We start from the raw sequence: 21049 nt of genomic DNA, 5'->3' as shown, positions 1-21049 counted from the left end.
TAGATGATGGAAGAAGGGGAATGTCGGTATTTATTTGCTGAAATAAGACAAAATCAGCGAAACAAAGACATCTCGCATTGATTTATAACAAAAACTATATTAAAATGATTATTGAGAATCATTGAGAATCACTCTATAATAGTAAGCCTATTCTATATAGAAGTGACTGACCGAATTAAACCAACCTTGGAGGGATCAGCATATTATGGCAACGCATTTTGTCATCGAAGGCCTGAAAGCGGCAATCGACGGAAAAGAGATTTTAAAAGGAATCAATCTTGACATTAAAGGTGGAGAAATTCACGCAATCATGGGCCCTAACGGTACTGGTAAATCCACGCTGGCATCCGCTTTGATGGGACATCCTAAATATGAAGTAACCGAAGGCAAAGCAGTATTGAACGGCGAAGATATCCTTGAAATGGGCGTTGACGAGCGTGCGCTTGCCGGTTTGTTTCTTGCAATGCAATACCCAAGCGAAATTCCAGGCGTAACGAATTCTGATTTTCTTCGCAGCGCATTGAATGCACGCCTTGGCGAAGGCAACGAAATTTCGTTGATCAAATTCATTCGCAAAATGGAAAGCAAGATGAAGGAACTGGAAATGAACGCTGAGTTCGCTCACCGTTACCTGAATGAAGGCTTCTCAGGCGGCGAGAAAAAACGTAACGAGATTTTGCAAATGATGCTGCTTGATCCTAAAATTGTTGTGCTTGATGAAATTGACTCCGGTCTTGACATTGATGCACTTCGTATCGTATCGCAAGGCGTAAACGCTATGCGTTCGGAAGATCGCGGTTTCCTGATTATTACTCACTATCAACGGTTGCTTAACTATATTACTCCGGATTTCGTACATGTAATGATGCAAGGCCGCATCGTTAAATCCGGTGGTCCTGAACTTGCAGAACGTTTGGAAAACGAAGGTTATGATTGGGTTAAAGAAGAACTTGGCATCGTAGATGAAACAGTCGGCCAGGCTTAAGCGGAGAAGGGGGCATAACGGATGAGTACACAACTAACTACTCCGACAAACCGTCAAGCTGCAGAAGCACTGGCACGCAGCAAAGGCGAGCCAAATTGGCTTGTTGAACTGCGCGGAGAAGCGGCAGAGCTTGCCGGAACACTCGGTTGGCCAAAGCCAGAAAAGGTTCGTATCGAAAGATGGAATCTGACAGCAGTAGGCAGCTACGAGCAGCCGTCAACGGTTGGAGCAATCAGCGAGCTTCCAGAGGTTGTTCGCGAATTGGTAGCAGAAGGAACTGAAAATTTGCTGGTACAGCGCAATTCCGGTATCGTATGGAATCAATTTTCAAGCGACTATGCAAGCAAAGGTGTTATTTTTACAGATTTGGAGACCGCATGCAAGGAGCATGGCGAGCTCGTTCAGAAATATTTGTTCCAAGCCGTAGCAAAGAATGAAGATAAGCTAACGGCGCTTCATGCAGCAATTTGGAACGGCGGCGTATTCGTCTATGTTCCTAAAAATGTAGAAGTAGAACTGCCGCTGCAGGCTATTTTCTACAACGACAATGCCGAAGCGACTTTTGCTCCGCATATCCTGATCGTTGCGGATAATAATAGCCGAGTGACATACGTGGATTGCGTTGTTTCCGAGCCGGGAGCAAACAGTGCGCCATTCGTACACCCGTCTGTCGTTGAAGTGTTCGTTAAGCCAGGCGCTCACGTTCGTTTCAGCTCGATCCATCATATGGGCGAGACAGGTGTGGATATGTCGATCCGCCGTTCGGTTATTGAGAATGACGGTCAAATGGAATGGATTATCGGTGATTTGAACGACGGAAATACGTTGTCTGACACTAAATCCATGCTGAGAGGCACAGGCTCCACTTCGGATGCGAAGGTTATCAGCGTAGGCAAAAACGCACAGCAAAACAGCTTGACGACGCAAGCCGTTCATTTTGGCAAAAGCTCGGACAGCAACATGGTAACCCGCGCAGTTATGAAGGATTCTGCTTCGGCGATTATTAACGGAATTACGAAGATCGAGAAAGGTGCGACGAAAGCGAACGGTGTACAAACCGAGAAGGTGCTAATGCTTAGCCCGAAAGCGCGCGGCGACGCCAACCCGATTTTGCTTATCGATGAAGATGATGTAACTGCCGGTCATGCGGCAAGCGTAGGGCAAGTTAACCCGGAGCAGGTCTATTACCTGATGTCACGCGGTATATCTAAGCAAGACGCTGAACGTTTAATTATTTACGGCTTCTTGGCACCGGTCGTATCGGAAATTCCAGTCGAGGCGGTTCGCGGTCAGCTTCAGCGTTTGCTCGAAAGGAAGCTAGAGGGATGAATATAAATGCGATTCGGGAGCAATTCCCGATATTGCATCAAGAAATAAACGGGCATCCGCTCGTTTATCTGGACAGCGCGGCATCTTCGCAGAAGCCGCGCTCCGTCATTGATGCGGTTAATCGGTACTATGAGCTGGATAACGCGAACGTTCATCGCGGTGTGCATACACTTGGCTCCAGGGCGACTGATGCCTATGAGGGAGCGCGCGAGAAGGTAGCGAAATTTCTGAATGCGGGAGCACCGGAGCAAATTATATTTACACGCGGCACGACGACAGCACTGAACTTGGTTGCATCGAGCTATGCTCGGTCGATGTGCGGCGAAGGCGACGAAATCGTCATTACGCCAATGGAGCATCACAGCAACTTGATTCCATGGCAGCAAGCAGCGAAAGCCACAGGCGCAACCTTGAAGTATATACCGCTGCAGCCGGATGGCACGATTTCTTTGGAGGATGTTGAGAAAACGATCACGCCGCAAACGAAGGTTGTATCTGTGACCTACGTCTCGAATGTGCTCGGGCTTATTAATCCGATCAAGGAAATTACTCAAATCGCTCATCGAAACGGCGCTATTATGGTTGTTGACGGTGCACAAAGCACACCGCATATGAAAATTGATCTACAAGATTTGGACGTAGATTTTTATGCTTTTTCCGGTCATAAAATGTGTGGTCCTACGGGCATCGGCGCATTGTATGGCAAGAAGTCGCTGCTCAATAAGATGGAGCCGATTGAATACGGCGGCGAGATGATCGATTTTGTTGATCTTTACGAGTCTACCTGGAAAGAGATTCCGTACCGCTTCGAAGGCGGAACACCAATTATTGCCGGCGCTGTCGGACTTGGCGCTGCAATTGACTTTTTACAGGAAATTGGGCTTGATGAGATAGATCAGCATGAGCGACGCTTGGCCACTTATGCCTATGAGAAATTGTCTTCGCTTGAAGGCATTACGCTGTACGGACCAAAGCAAAATCGTGTAGGGCTCGTGACCTTCAATTTGGAGGATGTACATCCGCATGATGTGGCAACCGTACTGGATTCCAAAGGCATCGCAATACGTGCAGGCCATCATTGCTGCCAGCCGCTCATGCGGTGGTTAAACGTATCTGCGACAGCGAGAGCAAGCTTTTATTTATATAATACTGAAGATGAAATTGACCGCTTAGCCGATGCCTTATTACAAACAAAGGAGTTCTTCGGTCATGCAATTGGATGATTTATATCGCAGAGTTATAATGGATCATTATAAAAATCCTCGGAATCGCGGTACAATGAATGAAGAATCAGTTACGATTAACTTAAATAACCCTACTTGCGGCGATCGGATATCGCTTCAGCTCCAGGTTGTTGAAGGTAAAGTAACGGATGCAAAGTTTAGCGGAGAAGGCTGTTCGATCAGCATGAGCTCCGCATCGATGATGACAGAGGCGGTTAAAGGCAAAACGTTTGACGAGGCGCTTGCAATGGCTGAGAAGTTCTCAGCCCTTATGAAAGGCGAACCGGTCGAATTTGATGAATATGAGGAGCTGGATGCACTTTCGGGTGTAAACAAATTTCCTGCACGGATCAAATGCGCGACGCTCGCGTGGAACGCCTTGCGCAAGGGGATCGAGCAGCAGCAAGAATCACATTAAAACGAGATTAATGAGGAGCGTGAATGACCATGGCTAAATCAATGCCGGAAATGGAAGATTATAAGTATGGTTTCCGTGACGAGCATAAAGCCGTATTCGAATCAGGCAAAGGGTTAACGGAAGAGATCGTACGCACGATTTCGGAAATTAAAGGCGAGCCTGAGTGGATGCTGGATTTCCGTTTGAAATCGCTAGCGCAGTTTTTCAAAATGCCGATGCCTAAATGGGGCGGCAATATGGATGAGCTCGATTTCGACGACATTCAATATTATGTTCGTGCATCGGATAAGCAAGGCAAGACTTGGGAAGAGGTTCCTTCCGAAATTAAAGAAACGTTTGACAAGCTTGGTATCCCAGAGGCTGAGCAAAAGTTTCTTGCCGGCGTATCGGCTCAATACGAGTCCGAGGTCGTTTACCACAGCATGCAAGAGGATCTTGAGAAGCAAGGCGTAATCTTCACGGATACGGACACGGCGCTTCGCGAGTACCCTGAGCTGATGAAAGAATATTTCGGAACGATTATTCCTCCGAATGACAATAAATTTGCAGCTTTGAACAGTGCGGTATGGTCAGGCGGAAGCTTCATCTACGTTCCTAAGGGCGTTAAATGTGAGGTTCCATTGCAAGCCTATTTCCGTATCAACTCCGAGAACATGGGTCAATTCGAGCGTACGCTAATTATCGCTGACGAAGACAGCTCCGTTCACTATGTTGAAGGCTGTACGGCTCCGGTATACAGCACAAACTCACTGCACAGCGCAGTAGTTGAGATTTTGGTTAAGAAAAATGCACGCGTTCGTTATACGACGATTCAAAACTGGGCACCGAATATTTATAACCTGGTTACGAAACGTGCAGTTGCGGACGAGAATGCAACGATGGAGTGGGTAGACGGAAACATCGGCTCTAAGCTGACAATGAAGTACCCAGCTGTCGTATTGCGCGGCCGCGGCGCGAAAGGCATGGTATTGTCCATTGCCGTTGCCGGTAAAGGCCAGCATCAGGATGCAGGAGCGAAAATGACTCACCTTGCACCGGATACCAGCTCCATGATCATTTCGAAATCAATCAGTAAACATGGCGGTAAAGTAACGTACCGTGGTCTTGCTTCCTTCGGACGCAACTCTGACGGCGCGAAAGCGAACATCAAATGTGATACGCTCATTCTTGATAACGAATCGACTTCGGATACGATTCCTTATAACGAGATTTTGAACGACAACATCACGCTTGAGCATGAAGCAACCGTATCGAAGGTTTCTGAAGATCAATTGTTCTACTTGATGAGCCGTGGTCTTAGCGAAGCAGAAGCAACGCAAATGATCGTAATGGGCTTCATCGAGCCGTTCACGAAAGAGCTTCCAATGGAATACGCGGTTGAGATGAACCGTTTGATCAAATTCGAAATGGAAGGCAGTATCGGTTAATAACCGCCTGCTTAACTAGAAAAAGCCCCTGCAAAGGGGCTTTTTTGTGTTTATTTTTAATTACTTCAATAAGAGCTGCTCGGCTGCTTTGTCGAAAGAGGGTCCAAAGATTGCCTGCTTATCCATGTCGCCGCGTGCCCAATAGAATAACATGACATTGTTGATTTTATAGATGCGGGGGTAAAGCATATTCATTAAAGCGGTTTGCTTGTGAAAATCATCGAGACCGGCTTCAAGATGCTGCTCAGAATTGAATACGTATATGGAAAGCTGTTCATGGTTTGCAGACTTGTTATCATTTTTAACATGATCGACTGTATATCTGCTTGGCGTGATGCCTTCCAAAACCCATTCATTCTCTATATCAATAGAGGTGAGGATTAATTGCTGCTTGTTAAGTTGCTCTTCTACGAGCTTTAAATAAAAGCTGGATTTGTTAATCAGCGGTTCAATAAGCCGAGCGGTGATCGAGTATCGAATCGGCGGATTAGACTCCAACTGCTGGGCTGCTGCAATGATTGAAACCTGCTGCCCTATATGAGCTTGAACATAAAACTCTTGGGATACTGTGTACCATGCGAGTTCATTCGTTTTGTAGGATTTCTTAATCATATCATCCATTGAAATATTTTGTGTATGGCCAGTCCAATTTGTCGCAACTAAAATACGCAGCGAAACATCATGGATTTCTTTGTCCATAACGAGTCCTTGAACGGGTTTTTGAGGCTCTGACCAAGATAAGATCTCTTTGATCTTCAAGGTCGCGGTAAGGGACATCGAATACAGCGTGTGGCTTTCTTCTGCACGGGCAATCGTACCTGTTTTTCCATCATCAATCCATAAATCATATTCCGTTTTATTGATTAAGACCTTATGGGAGGGTGCTTTGCTCTTCACAATGCCATGTATCGGTTCAACGTCTTGAAAGGCTGTTTTAAATACATTAACTAAATCAGAATCCGTGAGCTTCAACAAAGTAGAATCAGCTTCGCCTTGGTGATCGCTATCGTCTTCCAATGGAGTGATGAGAACTTCTTCGCTCTTAGGATCAGCAGGAGGCTCATCAGCCAAAATAGTGGTTGGCTTAAGACTTGGTTGTTCAAGATTAACGGTTGTGGATTCAGTACGGCAGCCAGCAAGCAGGACAGCAACGGATATAATCAGAATAATGCTTCGCAATGTATTCACCTCAAGACGTTTTGGATACCGCTGGCATCTCTTACCATCTTAACGATATAAATTAAGCTTTTGTTGCTATGAGAGGCTGGTCGAATGGATAAAAAAACTCAACCACGATAAAATATCGGAGTCGAGTTTCTTAAGGAATCGTTATAGAAAGACCTGATGGATTTCGTAGTCACGATCTGTAGCCATATCAATAAAGCTTTCTCCAATTTGGATAAGAGGACGGAAAAACTCAGTCGGATGCGTCATTACGATTATTCCACTTTCGCCGCTCACAAGCTCAACACGCTTGCCAATGAAATTTGGCATCATGTGTTTAATAAATGTGTGCGTCGTAAAGGGATCAAGCTCTTTGAAGCTTAGTTTGTACAATTCTTTCAAAACGAATAACAAGTCACGTTTCTGCTGATAGACACGCTGTGATATCATCGCGCTATAGATATCGACGACAGCAATGATTTTGGATACGGGATGTATTTTATCACCGGTTAACCCATAGGGGTACCCAGAGCCGTCATTACGTTCATGATGCTGCAGCGCTCCAAAAGCGATGAACGGTTCATCGGTTGATTTGGAAATAATATCATGCCCATATATCGTGTGTTTCTTCACTTCTTCGTATTCTTCCTGGGTAAGCTTGCCAGGTTTATTTAAGATAAGATCATCAATACGGCATTTTCCGATATCGTGAAGAAAACCAGATTTGCCAATTCTCATAGCATCTTCATTCGTATAGCCGACCCAGGTGGCCAGATAGTAGGAGAGCATACCTACTTGCACAGAATGTTGATAAGTGTAATCGTCCTTTGTGTTCAGCAAGAGCAGCATGGAGACGACATCGCGCTCCATCTGAAGATTATTAAGGAGCGGCTGGAATATGTTCGATACCTCGGCATCGTCGATTTTCCCGTCGGCAGATGCTTTCGTGAACAAGCCTTCGAAGTTTTTGACAGCGTTTTCGTAAAGGGGCTGCACTGTAGGAAGCCACTTGGGATTTACCGTCGATTCAAGTGTCCGGCCTTTTGCAGCATCAGAAACCCTTTGTTCGATATCAACATAATCAATTCGATGCTGAAACAATCTTGATATTTCTTGGTTATTGAGTACTGTTCCTTTGGAGAGTACGTGAAGACCGTATTCGTTAAACGTATCATTGCTTAAACGGTCTCCATCTATTAAGTCTGTAACATGAACCCTCATCGAGACACCCCAATTGATTGTAGTAGAGATATATACCTACAATAGTAGCAATGAATGATCGGAATGGCAATAAGAGGATTTTGAAATAGGGTCTAATTACCTAATATTTCTGCGTAAATTGATCTTGCTTTCGTCAGTTCATCGGTACCTTGAACGATAGCGCGGCCATCGCTGAATAAGACAAAAGTTATTTCGTCTGTTAGTTCGATCCTTAACAAGAAACGATTAACGGTTATTGCCCCAATAGGCTTTAGTCTTTGAGAAAGCTCAGTCAAATTGAGCATAACGGGTTGACCAGGCGTAATTTGAACGGAATTTCTCCCGCAAAGAGAGGCTGCCGAAGGATCCGTTACGCGTTCATCCAGAAATTCGAAACGGCGCTGGCCGCAGCAGAGACATTCGGCTTTTTTGGCATTCGAAACGGAAACAGGAAGCCAAGCATGGTTCCAGAGATCGATTTGAAACAATGTACCGTGCAGCGCGTTAACGTTGCCGGAAAGCAGCTTAATCGCCTCAGCGGCCTGAAGAGACCCGATTATGTCTACGATAGGCGAAATCACGCCTGCCGTCTCGCATGTATCGGTCGTGCCAGGCGGAGGTGGTTCATTAAACAGGCAGCGGTAGCAGGGGGTTTTATCCGGAATAATCGTCAAAGTCATGCCGGATGCTCCGACTGCTCCCCCATAAATCCAAGGAATATTGTGCATCACGCTATAATCATTAATAAGATATCTAACGGAGAAGTTATCGCTGCCATCAATGATAACGTCAACGTCAGCAAGCAGATCCTCTGCATTTGCGGCCGTTAAATCAGCAATTACCGGCTCGATCGTTACCGAGCTGTTTATTTCCTGCAAATGAACTGCCGCGGCCTGTGCCTTTGGCAGCAAGGCTAGGACATCTTGTTCGGTATATAGCATTTGCCTTTGCAGATTACTCCATTCAATAATATCGCGGTCAATGATCCGTACGTATCCGACGCCCGATCGAACTAGATGCTGGGCGATGACAGAGCCGAGCGCCCCCATACCAACGACTGCCGCGCGGCTGCTTGAAAGAAGCTGCTGGCCATTCTCTCCGATGGGAGCAAATCGGGCTTGCCTGGCATAGCGTGCCGAACTTTGAAGAGCTTGGCTGGGAKAAGCGATTGCTTTATTATCAAAATTGTTCATCTTTTATTTCTCCTTCGATGCTTGCTGAATGAGGCCAACCCGATCGGAAAAACTAAAAATCAGTTAGCTGTTCGGTTGGATTCCAAGGTCCGAGTTGATGTCCTTTCCATTCCGAGCCGTCCTCCCAGATTTCTTTCTTCCATATCGGTACGATTTGTTTGAGGCGTTCAATCGCGTATCTGCTTGCCTCGTAGCAGCTGTCTCGATGAGGAGCAGATACGGCGATAACGACGCTGGTTTCAGCCAGTCCAACTACGCCGATACGGTGGCTGATCGCACATAAAGCATTKGGCCAGCGCTCGGAGATTTCATCGCCAATCTGGCGCATCGTCGCAACAGCCATAGGAGCGTAGGCTTCATATTCCAATCTTACCGTACGCTGTCCATGCGTCCATTCGCGCGTCGTGCCTACAAAAGATATGGCCGCTCCATGCTCGGGTACGATCACTTTTGCAAGCACTTCGTCCGAACTAATCACTTCGGATGTAATGACATAGCGTTCCACAGGCTCATTAACAGGCTGAGCAGCTTCCTCGCCTCCGGAGACGGGAGGGAGAAGGGCAAGTTCGTCCGAAGCAAGCAAGATCGCATCCTCGGCTGCATAAGCATGGTTGCGTGCAATAAATGCGATTTGTATTAATGCTTTATGATCCGGGTATTGCGCAGATATCGCGGCCTTCAAATCAGCAACGCTCATTTGATCGGATTCGGCTTGCAGATTTATAGAAGGGACTCCCAAGCGTTCGGGAAGGCCGGCAAATAGTTTAATAGACCAGTTACATGTCATGATATAAAACCTCTCATCATTTAGGCTCAAAGCTGTTTATAGAATATCATAATTCACAAAAAAATGTTATGCTAATACATAGACAGAAAGGGAGTGAGTTTCATGCCTACATTGACGGATCGTTTTGGACGGGTACACGATTATTTGCGTATTTCTGTAACCGATCGGTGTAATTTGCGATGCTTGTATTGCATGCCTGAAGAAGGAATGGACTTCACGGAATCCGAGAATTTGATGTCGTATGATCAAATTGTCGAGGTCGTGGAAGCCGGTGCGGCTCTTGGTATTACGAAGCTGCGCATCACAGGCGGCGAGCCCCTTATTCGGCCGGGACTCGATGGATTAATTAGTAGATTATCTGCAATTAACGGGATTCGAGATATAGCATTAACTACGAATGGCATTTTTCTCGCAAAGCAGGCCGAGGCGCTTAAAGCGGCTGGTTTGAACCGTGTGAATATTAGCCTGGATACTTTAGATTCATCCAGATTTCGATTTATTGCGCGGCGCGGCGAATTAAAACGAGTAATGGAAGGGATCGAAGCGGCAGCAGCCGTCGGATTCGATCCAATTAAGCTGAATTGCGTGCTGCTTAAAGAAGTGAATGAGGACGAAATAGCCGATTTTTTAAAGCTGGCTTACGATCAGCCGATGCATGTTCGGTTTATCGAATATATGCCAATCGGGCATGCCGATGAAAATTGGAAAAAGCACTATTTACCTTTAACCCGGGTTCTTGAAGTAGCAGAGCGAGAAGGCTATGAAATTAGCCGAAGGACGAATGTGCATGGCAATGGTCCTTCCGATGACTGGCAGATGAAGGGGGCGCGCGGATCGTTTGGCTTGATTCATCCGATAAGCGATCACTTCTGCAGCAATTGCAATCGGCTGCGCTTAACCGCAGACGGATCGATTAAGCCGTGTCTGTACTGGGTGGATGAGTTAAATGTGAAGGATGCTTTTGGCCATCCGGAAGAAATGCAGCGCCTGCTGCTTCGAGCGATGGACATTAAGCCGGAAAATCACGAGATGGCGGCAAAGCTGGCAGACGGCGCGCAAACACACGTCCCTACGGAGCGTCGCATGTCTCAAATAGGAGGCTGACGAATACGTATGCATGAAATCAAGATCGAGCATTTCAAGCTGGGCTCATTCACAACGAGCCCGGAAGAGATGGCCATACTGGCAGGTGTAAGCTTCCCCATCGCACACAGAGTTCCTGGTGCGGTCGGGGAAGCTTTTGATTGGCAACTTTGGTACTCGGCATGGATCGAGAAGGTCAGCGGTGCTGATGCCGTTCCTGCCCCCTCACAACTGACAGTAGAAGCAGCTGATACTTTCCAGGCTTTCATTCCCTGGGATCAACTGGGAGAAGCAGCCGTTCTTTACCGGCAAAACGGAGAGCCGCTGCAAAAGACTGGGCCTATTCGCTTATACGTGCCGAATGGAAGCAGCAAATGCTTAAATGTGAAGAGCATCGTAAAGCTTAGGATTGGGCACAATGCAGCGAACGGTACGGAAGAAGCGACTTATGGATTTAAACATACATTTTCTGCTGATGAATTGCGTAAAAACAAATAAGGTGGCTTGCTCCGCTTGTAATACGGAATAAGGAGGCGTGCATGAATTTGACGGACAGCTTTCATACACGAGTGGTACTTCTTCATAGCAATGATATACATAGCCGTCTCGAGCATGCCGCCCAAATCGCAACGCTTATCGCGGAGGAGCGCCGCTCTTACGGCAGCGATCTCGTGCTTGCCGTAGACTGCGGCGATCATATGGACCGGATGCGCGTTGAAACGGAAGGCAGCGACGGTATCGTAAATGTAGAACTGTTGAATAACGCGGGATATGAAGTTATAACGCTTGGAAATAATGAGGGTCTTACCTATTCTTCCCAAACGATAGCAGATGCTTATGTTAACCGTGCAAGATTTGCGATCGTATGCGCGAATATGCTGGATTCTGCGACGAGGGAGCAGCCTGAATGGCTGCTGCCGAGCACCATCGTTGACAAAAATGGGCTGCGGATCGGGTTAATCGGCGTTACCGCGCCCTTTGTTGATTTTTATTCCTTGCTTGGGTGGCAGGTTACCGATCCATTTGAAGCAGTGAGAGCGCAGGTCAGCTTGCTGCGTGAGCAAGTTGACGTATTGGTGATCATGTCGCATCTTGGGATAACCTCCGATCGATTGATGGCGGAGAAGCTTGACGGCATCGACCTCATCCTAGGCGCGCATTCCCATCATTTATTGGAGGAGCCGATCGTTCTCGGAAGCACCACGATTTGTGCGGCCGGGAAATTCGGCGAGTATCTCGGGCGAGTGGAGATCGGGTTCGATGAGGAGATTGCCCGCCCTATGTTCCGCGGAACCTGCGTGCCAACGGCTGCATTGGCGGAGCATCCTGAAGCCGCCGCCATCATTAGCAGCTACCGCGTATCGGGACAGCAGCGGCTGAGCCGGGTCGTTGCCCGGCTCGATTCGCCGCTGCCCGCCAGAGACGAGCGGGAATCACCGCTCGGCAACCTGCTGGCCGCTGGCTTGCGCCGCTGGACCGATGCCGAGATCGGCATGGTCAACACGGGGCAGCTGCTCGGCGGCCTTGCGCAGGGGGACGTGACAGCGGGCGAACTGCATGCCCTCTGCCCGTCTCCTATTAATCCGTGCCTGATGACGATTTCCGGCACGGATATTCGCACAGCGCTGGAGCAAGCGCTGCTGCCTGAATTTATCCATAAGCCGATTAAGGGCTACGGCTTCCGGGGCTTTGTTCTCGGAACTCTTGCGGTAGACGGCTTATCCATCTCTTATGATTCCGCCAAACCTCCGATGAGCAAGCTCACCCAAGTTTCCGTCAACGGTGAGCCGCTGGAAGACGAGCGCCTGTATAAGCTCGGCACGATTGATATGTTCAGCTTCAAAGCCGGATACGAGACACTGGCCAATGCCGTCCAATACCAATATTATTTGCCTGAATTCATACGGGACGTTATCGGAGTGCAGCTGCAGTATCCGTCAGCTATTATCGAAAGTCGCCGGCTGCGGTGGCGAAATGAATCAATATAACAAAAATTATGAATAATCTCGACAAATAATGTCGAAAAAAATAGTATAAAATGGTTGCGATTTTCGTGAATTTCCCGTACATTAACATTACGAACGGCTTTTTCCGATGTAATAGTTAAGATATCTTTTTATGGGGAAGGATCGAGAAAATGCGTTTGTTTCCAATTGCGAAATGCAGGCCTGGCATGAAGCTGGCCAAAAAAATATTTTCGCAAGAGGGCCTAGTCCTTCTTGGCGAAAACATAGAGCTGACTGAAAGACTAATTTCCCGCTTGGAGCAGTGTGGAATACAATATGTTTATATAGCCGATCCGAAAACGGAAGATATTGTACCGCCCACCTTAATCAGCGAGGAAACGATGCAACTCGCAATTAAAGAAATTCGTACGAATTTCCGCGAGATGATGGATCGCCCAAAGCGTAAGAAAGGTGTTACTTATCCTTATATAGCGCAGCCGTTAAAACAAATGATGAATATGATTATCGATGATCTTTCCAGTCACAAGGATGCGATGATCATGCTGATGGATATGAGCTCCGTTGACCACTATTTGTTCCAGCATTCCTTGAATGTATGCGTGTATACAACGCTGCTGGGCATGTCGAACGGTTATACGAAGGAGGAGCTTACGACGCTCGGCATGGGGGCGCTGCTGCATGATATAGGCAAGACCCAAATTTCGATCGATGTGCTTAGGAAGCCGGGCTCGCTCTCGAAAGAGGAATTTGAGGCTATGAAGCAGCATGCCAGAATAGGCTATGAACTGCTTAAGGATGAGCCTAACCTGCCGCTGCTTGTAGCCCACTGCGCGTTCCAGCATCACGAGCGCATAGACGGAAGCGGTTATCCGCGAGGTATTAAGGGGAATGAGATTCACGATTACGCCAAATGGATCGGGCTAGTCGATTCGTACGATGCCATGACGACTAATCGTGTCTATAGCGCACCGATGCTGCCGCATCATGCGATCGAGCGGCTGTATGCCGGGACTGGAACACTTTATGAGCAGCAAATGCTACAACTGTTCCGTGACAAGGTCGCCATTTATCCAATCGGGATAACGGTTAAGCTGCAGACGGGAGAATCAGGAGTCGTTGCAGATTTAAACCACTCCTATCCGCATCGACCGATTATCCGCATCTTGTATAATGAAGCGGGCGAGGAACTGAAATTGCCGTATGAGATTGACTTGTCGAAGCAGCTTACGATGATGATCGTCAGCGTGAATGACGATTCCAACGAAGTACAGCATGCTGCGGGTATTTAAAGACTTAAGAGTTAGGAGCCGCCGAGGCTCCTTTTTGCTTCTTTTTTCACCGTTTTATTTGCTTCCTTTGCGGTCGCGCATTACAATAAATATAGAATGTTTCATTCCAGATCATAAGTCAGGTGCTGAAAAAAATGAACACGATAGATTTGCAGCAAGCAAGAAAACCATTATCCGTACTTTCGCCAACGAATGATCCATGGGATCCTATTCGTTCGCTGCAGCAATATGGAAGACATCGATTAACTAGCGTAGAAATGACCGTATCTAACCTGTGCAATATGCGATGTGAGCATTGCGCCGTTGGAGACACACTCGTATTATCTGAACCCGCCAAGCTGCCGCTTAAGCAGATGCTGGACCGATTGGACGAAGTGGAGCATCTTGAAACGATCAGCATAACAGGCGGGGAGCCCTCATTCTCCGACCGAACGGTCCGTGAGTACATGGTGCCGTTGCTTCAATATGCCCGCAGCAGGGGAATCCGCTCCCAAATCAATTCAAATGTGACTCTGCCATATAGTCGATATGAGCAGCTTGCTCCCTATCTAGACGTCATGCATATTTCGTTCAACTATACTTCCGCAGAGGATTTTCACCAAATCGGATTTGCGAGAGCAGGACATCAGGTTTCACTTGAAACCGCAACAAAGCTTTATGAGAGAATGATCGAGAATGCGCGTCGGCTAAGTGAGACTGGCGTACTTGTTTCTGCAGAATCGATGATTAATTACAGAACGTATGACAAAATAGACGAGATTCATCGGCTGATCGTTGAAATGGGATGTCAGCGGCATGAGGTTCATCCTATGTACCCAAGCTCCTTTGCCAAGGATTTGCCGGTCCTTTCGCGAGAGCAGATGCTGGAAGCGATTGAACGACTGCTGAAGACAAGAGACAAATCAGTCTGGATGTTATTCGGAACGCTGCCATTCTATCAATGCAGTGATAACCTATCTGAGCGCAAGCTGCTTAGAAGATTAGCGAATGAGCCGAATGTGACGGTACGCAACGATCCTGACGGCCGGAACCGACTTAATGTCAATTTGTTTACGGGCGACGTTTTTGTAACCGACTTTTCGGATGTGCCTGCTTTTGGCAGCATCTATTCTTCCAAGCTTGAGGAGCTCTTTGATAAGTGGCTGGACCATTCTCTTGCTCAGAGTGTAAATTGCCATTGCCCAGCGGCAGCATGCTGCGGACCAAATCTGCTTGTAAAGGATATGTACTATAAGGACGTTAATTTCCATGAGCAAAGCGCTGTGATGGATTAGCTTACAGAAAGCAGGTTCTTCAGGCTTAACCGCGGAATAAGCAGCATATAAAAGTAAAGAGAGGAGGAGAAGCTGTTGTCGATCAAGACAATCGTGTTTATTGCTGTAGGATTACTGCTGCTCTATTTGTTTTTTACGGTAGGTGCACCGTTTTTGCTGGCGCTTGTCGTAGCTATTTTTCTCGAGCCGGTCAATCAGTTGTTTATGAAGAAATTCCGAATGAATAGGCTTCTCGCTGCCACGATATCCAGCAGTCTATTTACGATCATCCTTATTGGTCTAATTGCGCTGCTAGGTGTTAAGGTTGTTGCGGAGTTAATTGCCTTCTTTAAGAAGGTGCCTAATTATTTTGAAAATGCCAATAGCATGGTAGACGATTTGATGCTCCAAGCACAATCGCTTTATCAAAACTTCCCGCCGGATACAATTGAAACACTGGAAAATTGGTTGATGGGGCTTACAAGCACATTAACGAAAATGGTCGGCACCTTATCGAATACCGTGATAGCTTTCGCTTCAAGCATTCCGGGAATGTTTATCTTTTTCGTCGTCTTTTTGGTTGCGGTGTATATGATGAGCTTTAGCTTGAATACGATGAAGGCGACTGTCCTTTCTTTATTCGATGAGAAATCGCAGCCGCAGGTAAATGCATTATTAAATAATCTAAAGAAGTCAATTTTTGGCTTCCTGCGTTCTCAGTTTATTTTGAGCGCTCTTACATACATTATTTCATTAATCGGCCTTCTGGTCCTTAACGTCAAGTATCCGCTGGCCATTGCGCTGCTTATCATCGTCGTTGATATTATGCCGATCCTTGGAACGGGCTCCGTGCTTGTGCCATGGGGAAGCTATTTAATCATTACGGGTAATTTGTATATGGGAGTAGGGCTTATCGTGCTCTTTCTCGTCATTACAGTATTCCGCCGTATTGTTGAGCCGAAAATTCTTGGCGATTCCGTTGGCATCGGTTCATTGTCAGCGCTAATAAGTTTATATGTTGGCTTTAAGCTAGTCGGCGTTATCGGAGTATTTATCGGACCGCTGGTCGTCATCATTTATATGGCGGCGCGTAAAGCAGGCTTATTTCAAATGAAATTCAAGCTCTAGACGGATGGCGGGGTGTCGTAACAAAGCCATAATAAGATGCGTATGATACTGCAAAAAAGCAGGTCATTAGGAGGCATCTTATTAAATGGCACCTATAAAAGTGGCGATTGTCACCCCCGGCTCTTTCCCGATCCCATCGCCCGGAAGCAGCTCTGTAGAGCGGGTGGTAGAGAAATTTGCTCCGCTGCTGAAGCCTTATGCCGAACCGCGGATCTTTGGAAGATTAAGTAAGCGATTGCCCCGCAAGGGACAGTTTAAAGGCGTTGTATGCGAACGGTTTGCAGCCGGCAGCAAGCAGCGATATATTCATGAAGTAGGACGCGCTGTGCGGCGATATTCTCCTCAGGTCATCGATGTCGAGAACCGCCCTCAATTTGTCCTAACGATGAAGCGAATGAACCCAGGCAAACTCGTCTGGCTTTATTTGCATTCATCCACCTTCATCTCATCTCCCTATATTTCATCTTCCCTCTTGCATAAGTGCTTGCAGGCCGCAGATAAAATCATCGTCAACAGCGAGTTTCTCCGGCGGATCGTCGTATCCAAAGCACCTGAAGTCGCATCAAAGGTGTGTGTCGTATATCCAGGTGTGGACACGTTCCGATTCCCTTCGCAATTCTCGGGCGAGGGGTCTGCCAAAAGAGAAAGCCTGAGAAAGAAACGCGGACTGAGCGGTAAAAAGGTCGTGCTGTTTATGGGAAGACTTATTCCGCTAAAAGGCGTACACCATCTCCTCAACATCGTGCCGCAGCTGGTAAAAAAACATCCTGATCTCGTTGTCGTCATTGTGGGCAGCCCGTTTTACGGCTCGCACCGTAAAACGGGCTATGCGCGCAAGCTTGAACGCATGGGTCGTAAATGCCCGGGCCATGTTCGTTTTGTTCCCTATGTTCCTTATACGAAGGTGCCAAGCTGGATGCTGGTTGCCGACGTAGTGGTTGTTCCCTCCGGAGCCCGCGAGGCATTCGGGCTTGTAAACGTCGAGGCAATGTCATGCGGCGTTCCCGTTATTGCAACGCGTGCCGGAGGAATGAAAGAAATTATTCGAAACGGGGAAACTGGATATTTGGTAAATCAATCCAATATCGAGCGTGAGCTGAAGGAAAGGCTCCATGAGCTGCTTGGTGATAAGCAGCTTCGTCAGAAGCTGGGCCGGCTTAGCCGTGAGCGGGTAGAGCAAACATTCACATGGCGGCATACGGCCGATCGGTGGGTAAAGCTTTTAAAGGAAAGCAACCTGTAGCTAGGTGTATTTATTGGCTTTTGGGAAATTGAGGGTTGACACATTTCTTAACAAAACGTTATAGTCAAACAAGGAAATCCACTAGGGGCGCCGTCATGGCTGAGATAAAGCGAAACGCTTTGGTCCCTTTGAACCTGATCTGGGTTATGCCAGCGTAGGAAAGTGGGATTGTGCGTTTAAGCAACAGCGCGTGAATGCTCTGCGGAAATCAGCTGCTTCGTCAGCTCGATTATCTAAGATTAGCAGAGCAGATCTGTCCAAGGGTTCCTTGGCTAGGTCACACTCGCATGACGACACACTTCGACCGCTCCTTCGCTGGAGCGGTTTTTTTTGTTGGGCAGACTGTGGGGCTTCTCCAAGGAGGGGCTGCAAAGTAGCTTAACCCGCTCCAGCGATTGCAGCTCATGCAGCCAGTGGCTGCGTGTAAAGCAGCGGTGCTTTAAACTTTCTTATATGCTTGTGTATGCCTCCAGGAGAAATTCTAAATTATCCACTTGGGAGGTTTTTTTAATGTCAATTATTACCACTCCGCTTCCGGGCAGCCGCAAGGTCTATGTGACTGGCTCCAAGGAAAGCATTCGTGTTCCGATGAGAGAAATCGCGCTCGAGGCAAGCTCGGGAAGAAATGGCGAAGAGCTGCCAAATGAGCCAATTAGGGTTTATGACGCGAGCGGCCCCTATACCGAAGATGGCCATGAGGCCGACGTAAGGCGCGGCTTGCCTGCCTTCCGCAACGAATGGATTCAGGAGCGCGGCGATGTAGAGGCTTATGAAGGCCGTGAAATAAAGCCAGAGGATAACGGCTTTATATCGGAGGATAAAGTGAAGGAGCGGGGAGCAGAATTGTTCCCGGGCCTGTCACGAAAACCGCTGCGAGCAAAAGCCGGGCAAAACGTGACGCAGCTTCATTATGCGCGCAAGGGGATTATTACTTCGGAAATGGAATATATCGCTATACGCGAAGGGATGAGCGCGGAATTCGTCCGGAGTGAAATTGCAGTCGGCCGAGCGATCATTCCGACTAACATCAACCATCCAGAGAGTGAGCCGATGATTATCGGGCGGAACTTTCATGTCAAAATAAATGCGAATATCGGCAACTCAGCTGTTGCATCCTCCATCGAAGAGGAAGTAGAGAAGATGACATGGGCCACCCGCTGGGGTGCTGATACCATAATGGATTTGTCCACGGGAAAAAATATTCATACGACCAGAGAATGGATCGTCCGCAACTCGCCGGTTCCGGTAGGGACCGTGCCGATCTATCAAGCTCTGGAGAAGGTAAACGGCAAAGCAGAGGATCTTTGCTGGGAAGTCTTCCGCGATACGCTTATCGAGCAAGCCGAGCAGGGCGTTGATTACTTTACAATACATGCGGGCGTGCTTCTGCGTTACATACCGCTTACGGCTAAGCGCGTGACAGGAATCGTATCGCGAGGCGGATCGATTATGGCCGCTTGGTGTTTGGCCCACCATAAAGAAAATTTCCTGTATACGCATTTTGAAGAGATATGTGAAATTATGAAGGCGTACGACGTTTCGTTCTCGCTTGGCGACGGACTGAGACCGGGATCGATTGCCGATGCCAATGATGCCGCACAGTTTGCCGAGCTCGATACGCTGGGTGAGCTGACAAAAATCGCTTGGAAACATGATGTACAGGTCATGATCGAAGGCCCAGGGCATGTGCCGATGCATCTTATTAAAGAAAATATGGACCGCCAGCTTGAGGTTTGTGACGAAGCTCCCTTCTATACGCTAGGCCCGCTTACAACGGACATTGCTCCAGGCTATGATCATATTACTTCGGCGATCGGCGCCGCGATGATCGGATGGTTCGGTACAGCAATGCTTTGCTACGTAACACCGAAGGAGCATCTGGGTCTTCCGAACAAGGAGGATGTGAAGGAAGGCGTGATTACGTATAAAATCGCTGCCCATGCGGCAGACCTCGCAAAAGGTCATCCGAGGGCGAAACTGCGCGATGATGCGTTGTCCAAGGCGCGATTCGAATTCCGGTGGCGCGATCAGTTCCATCTGTCGCTTGATCCAGAGCGTGCAATGGCTTATCACGATGAGACGCTTCCTGCGGATGCTGCGAAATCAGCCCATTTCTGCTCCATGTGCGGGCCAAAGTTTTGCAGCATGCGCATAACACAGGATATTAGGGAGTATGCGGCGCAGAACGGAATGGAAACGACAGAGGCAATTGAGGCGGGTATGAAGGAAAAATCGGATGCATTCAAGGCTTCTGGGAGTATGATTTATGGCTGATATCGCCGAGTTCCCCATGACGGATCGATATTCCAGGCAAACGAGATTTGCTCCGATCGGAGAGGCGGGCCAGCGAAAGCTGGCAGCCGCCACGGTGCTCATCGTCGGTGTTGGCGCGCTCGGCGCATCGCTGGCTCAGCATATGGTGCGGGCAGGCGTAGGCGAGGTCAGACTGGTCGATCGGGACTTCGTCGAGCCCAGTAACCTGCAGCGGCAGATGCTGTTTGATGAGGCGGATGCGATAGCTGTTTTGCCGAAGGCAGCTGCGGCCGCTAATAAGCTGAGGAAAATCAACAGCAGCGTACATGTGGCAGCTACCGTTGCGGATGTTAATGCATCGAATATCGAAATGCTGGCGAGAGACGTAAGTCTCGTGCTTGACGGAACAGACAATGCAGCGACTAGGCTGCTGCTTAGCGATATATGCTTTAAACAAGCCATTCCGTTTGTTTACGGCGGGGTAGCAGGCGCACAAGGCATGCAGGCTGCGCTTATACCCGGGAAGACCTCCTGTTTGCGCTGCTTGATCGGCTCCGAGGATTCGGGAAGCGAGGGAGACACCTGCGATACAGTTGGCGTGCTTGCGCCAGCTGTCGAATTCATTGCCTCCCTGCAAGCAGGCGAAGCCATTAAATGGCTTTCCGGCAATCAAGCAGCGATTCGCGGAACATGGTTAAGCGTTGACTTATGGAAGTTTAAGCTAAGAGAATCGGAGCTGCCTGCAGGAAATGCTGATTGTTCGCACTGCGGCCAGGGACATGAAATGCGAGTGGACCGGACAGCGGCAGAAGCGGCTCCGTATCGGGAAGAAGCAATGGTCTCAACCGTATTATGCGGGAGAGATACGGTGCAGGTCACATTAGGCATGCCGCTCCTTCTTGGCGTTTTGGAGGATTCGTTAGGCGGGCGTGGCTGCCGGCTTACCGTGAATCGCTACTTAATAAAAGCGGAGCTTCCAAGCGGTGAGCTGCTCATTCTTTTCCCGGATGGACGTGTGCTCGTGCAAGGAACGGCGGATGCTGAGAATGCAATTAAACTTTGCAAAACGTATTTATTGCAGGGCTGAATAATGATTTTGATGAAAGT

The 21049-nt window shown here is 48.0% G+C and carries 18 protein-coding genes and 1 riboswitch; of the genes, 14 read left to right on the top strand and 4 right to left on the bottom strand.

The window, feature by feature from the left end:
- Nucleotides 1-205 precede the first annotated feature (205 nt).
- Genes sufC through sufB form a run of 5 tightly spaced genes read left to right on the top strand, consistent with a single transcriptional unit; the run spans nt 206 to nt 5382 of the window.
- Entirely contained in the window at nt 206-985 is a 780-nt protein-coding gene (gene sufC / locus AC1DLI_RS22220; RefSeq protein ID WP_308996882.1) for a Fe-S cluster assembly ATPase SufC, read from the top strand.
- 21 nt (nt 986-1006) lie between these two features.
- The gene (gene sufD / locus AC1DLI_RS22215; RefSeq protein WP_477606514.1) at nt 1007-2314 is read left to right on the top strand and encodes a Fe-S cluster assembly protein SufD; all 1308 of its coding nucleotides are present in this window, start codon (nt 1007-1009) and stop codon (nt 2312-2314) included.
- Entirely contained in the window at nt 2311-3537 is a 1227-nt protein-coding gene (locus AC1DLI_RS22210; RefSeq protein ID WP_477606512.1) for a cysteine desulfurase, read from the top strand. Before sufD ends, AC1DLI_RS22210 begins: the two co-directional genes overlap by 4 nt.
- The gene (gene sufU / locus AC1DLI_RS22205) at nt 3524-3955 is read left to right on the top strand and encodes a Fe-S cluster assembly sulfur transfer protein SufU (RefSeq protein ID WP_308996885.1); all 432 of its coding nucleotides are present in this window, start codon (nt 3524-3526) and stop codon (nt 3953-3955) included. Before AC1DLI_RS22210 ends, sufU begins: the two co-directional genes overlap by 14 nt.
- A 29-nt stretch (nt 3956-3984) precedes the next feature.
- On the top strand, nt 3985-5382 hold the full coding sequence (gene sufB, locus AC1DLI_RS22200; protein WP_477606509.1) for a Fe-S cluster assembly protein SufB: 1398 nt from the start codon (nt 3985-3987) through the stop codon (nt 5380-5382).
- Between the two features lie 60 nt (nt 5383-5442).
- Here sufB and AC1DLI_RS22195 read toward each other — a convergent pair whose 3' ends face one another.
- From AC1DLI_RS22195 to AC1DLI_RS22180, 4 genes are all read right to left on the bottom strand, one after another.
- Nucleotides 5443-6561 carry a YhfM domain-containing protein gene (locus AC1DLI_RS22195; RefSeq protein WP_477606507.1) on the bottom strand — a complete coding sequence of 373 codons (1119 nt, stop codon included), beginning with the start codon at nt 6559-6561 and terminating at the stop codon, nt 5443-5445.
- Between the two features lie 150 nt (nt 6562-6711).
- On the bottom strand, nt 6712-7767 hold the full coding sequence (locus tag AC1DLI_RS22190; RefSeq protein WP_477606505.1) for an HD-GYP domain-containing protein: 1056 nt from the start codon (nt 7765-7767) through the stop codon (nt 6712-6714).
- Nucleotides 7768-7859: 92 nt separating this feature from the next.
- Nucleotides 7860-8939 (bottom strand): ThiF family adenylyltransferase, encoded by a 1080-nt coding sequence (locus AC1DLI_RS22185; RefSeq protein WP_477606503.1) that lies wholly within the window; start codon nt 8937-8939, stop codon nt 7860-7862.
- Between the two features lie 52 nt (nt 8940-8991).
- Nucleotides 8992-9726, bottom strand: coding sequence for a molybdenum cofactor biosynthesis protein (locus AC1DLI_RS22180; RefSeq protein ID WP_477606501.1), 735 nt, complete (start codon nt 9724-9726; stop codon nt 8992-8994).
- A gap of 102 nt (nt 9727-9828) precedes the next feature.
- Here AC1DLI_RS22180 and moaA point away from each other — a divergent pair, with 102 nt between their 5' ends.
- The 9 genes from moaA (at nt 9829) to AC1DLI_RS22135 (ending at nt 21029) form a co-directional block, all read left to right on the top strand.
- Nucleotides 9829-10830, top strand: coding sequence for a GTP 3',8-cyclase MoaA (gene moaA, locus AC1DLI_RS22175; RefSeq protein WP_477606499.1), 1002 nt, complete (start codon nt 9829-9831; stop codon nt 10828-10830).
- A 9-nt stretch (nt 10831-10839) separates the two neighbouring features.
- Nucleotides 10840-11307 (top strand): hypothetical protein, encoded by a 468-nt coding sequence (locus AC1DLI_RS22170; RefSeq protein WP_477606497.1) that lies wholly within the window; start codon nt 10840-10842, stop codon nt 11305-11307.
- A gap of 41 nt (nt 11308-11348) precedes the next feature.
- On the top strand, nt 11349-12797 hold the full coding sequence (locus AC1DLI_RS22165; RefSeq protein ID WP_477606495.1) for a bifunctional metallophosphatase/5'-nucleotidase: 1449 nt from the start codon (nt 11349-11351) through the stop codon (nt 12795-12797).
- Nucleotides 12798-12946: 149 nt separating this feature from the next.
- Complete coding sequence (locus AC1DLI_RS22160; protein WP_477606493.1) at nt 12947-14065, top strand: HD-GYP domain-containing protein; 1119 nt, start codon at nt 12947-12949, stop codon at nt 14063-14065.
- 134 nt (nt 14066-14199) lie between these two features.
- Nucleotides 14200-15339, top strand: a complete 1140-nt coding sequence (yfkAB, locus tag AC1DLI_RS22155) for a radical SAM/CxCxxxxC motif protein YfkAB (protein ID WP_477606491.1) — start codon at nt 14200-14202, stop codon at nt 15337-15339.
- Nucleotides 15340-15414: 75 nt separating this feature from the next.
- Nucleotides 15415-16446 (top strand): sporulation integral membrane protein YtvI, encoded by a 1032-nt coding sequence (gene ytvI, locus AC1DLI_RS22150; RefSeq protein ID WP_477606489.1) that lies wholly within the window; start codon nt 15415-15417, stop codon nt 16444-16446.
- A gap of 85 nt (nt 16447-16531) precedes the next feature.
- A complete protein-coding gene (locus AC1DLI_RS22145; protein ID WP_477606487.1) occupies nt 16532-17689 on the top strand; it encodes a glycosyltransferase family 4 protein in 1158 nt (385 codons plus the stop codon).
- A gap of 73 nt (nt 17690-17762) precedes the next feature.
- A riboswitch (TPP riboswitch) is annotated at nt 17763-17867 on the top strand.
- A 332-nt stretch (nt 17868-18199) separates the two neighbouring features.
- Nucleotides 18200-19963: a phosphomethylpyrimidine synthase ThiC gene (gene thiC, locus AC1DLI_RS22140; protein ID WP_477606485.1), complete on the top strand. Its 1764-nt coding sequence runs from the start codon at nt 18200-18202 to the stop codon at nt 19961-19963.
- A complete protein-coding gene (locus AC1DLI_RS22135) occupies nt 19956-21029 on the top strand; it encodes a ThiF family adenylyltransferase (protein ID WP_477606483.1) in 1074 nt (357 codons plus the stop codon). Before thiC ends, AC1DLI_RS22135 begins: the two co-directional genes overlap by 8 nt.
- Nucleotides 21030-21049: the final 20 nt, after the last annotated feature.

This window comes from Paenibacillus sp. 01T443 (assembly GCF_056398325.1).
This window is presented reverse-complemented; position numbering and strand designations above follow the sequence as displayed.

Bases quoted from the DNA above. Each gene is read 5' to 3' on its own strand.
- sufC (WP_308996882.1), top strand. From the start codon at position 206: ATGGCAACGCATTTTGTCATCGAAGGCCTGAAAGCGGCAATCGACGGA.
- sufD (WP_477606514.1), top strand. From the start codon at position 1,007: ATGAGTACACAACTAACTACTCCGACAAACCGTCAAGCTGCAGAAGCA.
- AC1DLI_RS22210 (WP_477606512.1), top strand. From the start codon at position 2,311: ATGAATATAAATGCGATTCGGGAGCAATTCCCGATATTGCATCAAGAA.
- sufU (WP_308996885.1), top strand. From the start codon at position 3,524: ATGCAATTGGATGATTTATATCGCAGAGTTATAATGGATCATTATAAA.
- sufB (WP_477606509.1), top strand. From the start codon at position 3,985: ATGGCTAAATCAATGCCGGAAATGGAAGATTATAAGTATGGTTTCCGT.
- AC1DLI_RS22190 (WP_477606505.1), bottom strand. From the start codon at position 7,767: ATGAGGGTTCATGTTACAGACTTAATAGATGGAGACCGTTTAAGCAAT.
- moaA (WP_477606499.1), top strand. From the start codon at position 9,829: ATGCCTACATTGACGGATCGTTTTGGACGGGTACACGATTATTTGCGT.
- AC1DLI_RS22170 (WP_477606497.1), top strand. From the start codon at position 10,840: ATGCATGAAATCAAGATCGAGCATTTCAAGCTGGGCTCATTCACAACG.
- AC1DLI_RS22165 (WP_477606495.1), top strand. From the start codon at position 11,349: ATGAATTTGACGGACAGCTTTCATACACGAGTGGTACTTCTTCATAGC.
- AC1DLI_RS22160 (WP_477606493.1), top strand. From the start codon at position 12,947: ATGCGTTTGTTTCCAATTGCGAAATGCAGGCCTGGCATGAAGCTGGCC.
- yfkAB (WP_477606491.1), top strand. From the start codon at position 14,200: ATGAACACGATAGATTTGCAGCAAGCAAGAAAACCATTATCCGTACTT.
- AC1DLI_RS22145 (WP_477606487.1), top strand. From the start codon at position 16,532: ATGGCACCTATAAAAGTGGCGATTGTCACCCCCGGCTCTTTCCCGATC.
- thiC (WP_477606485.1), top strand. From the start codon at position 18,200: ATGTCAATTATTACCACTCCGCTTCCGGGCAGCCGCAAGGTCTATGTG.
- AC1DLI_RS22135 (WP_477606483.1), top strand. From the start codon at position 19,956: ATGGCTGATATCGCCGAGTTCCCCATGACGGATCGATATTCCAGGCAA.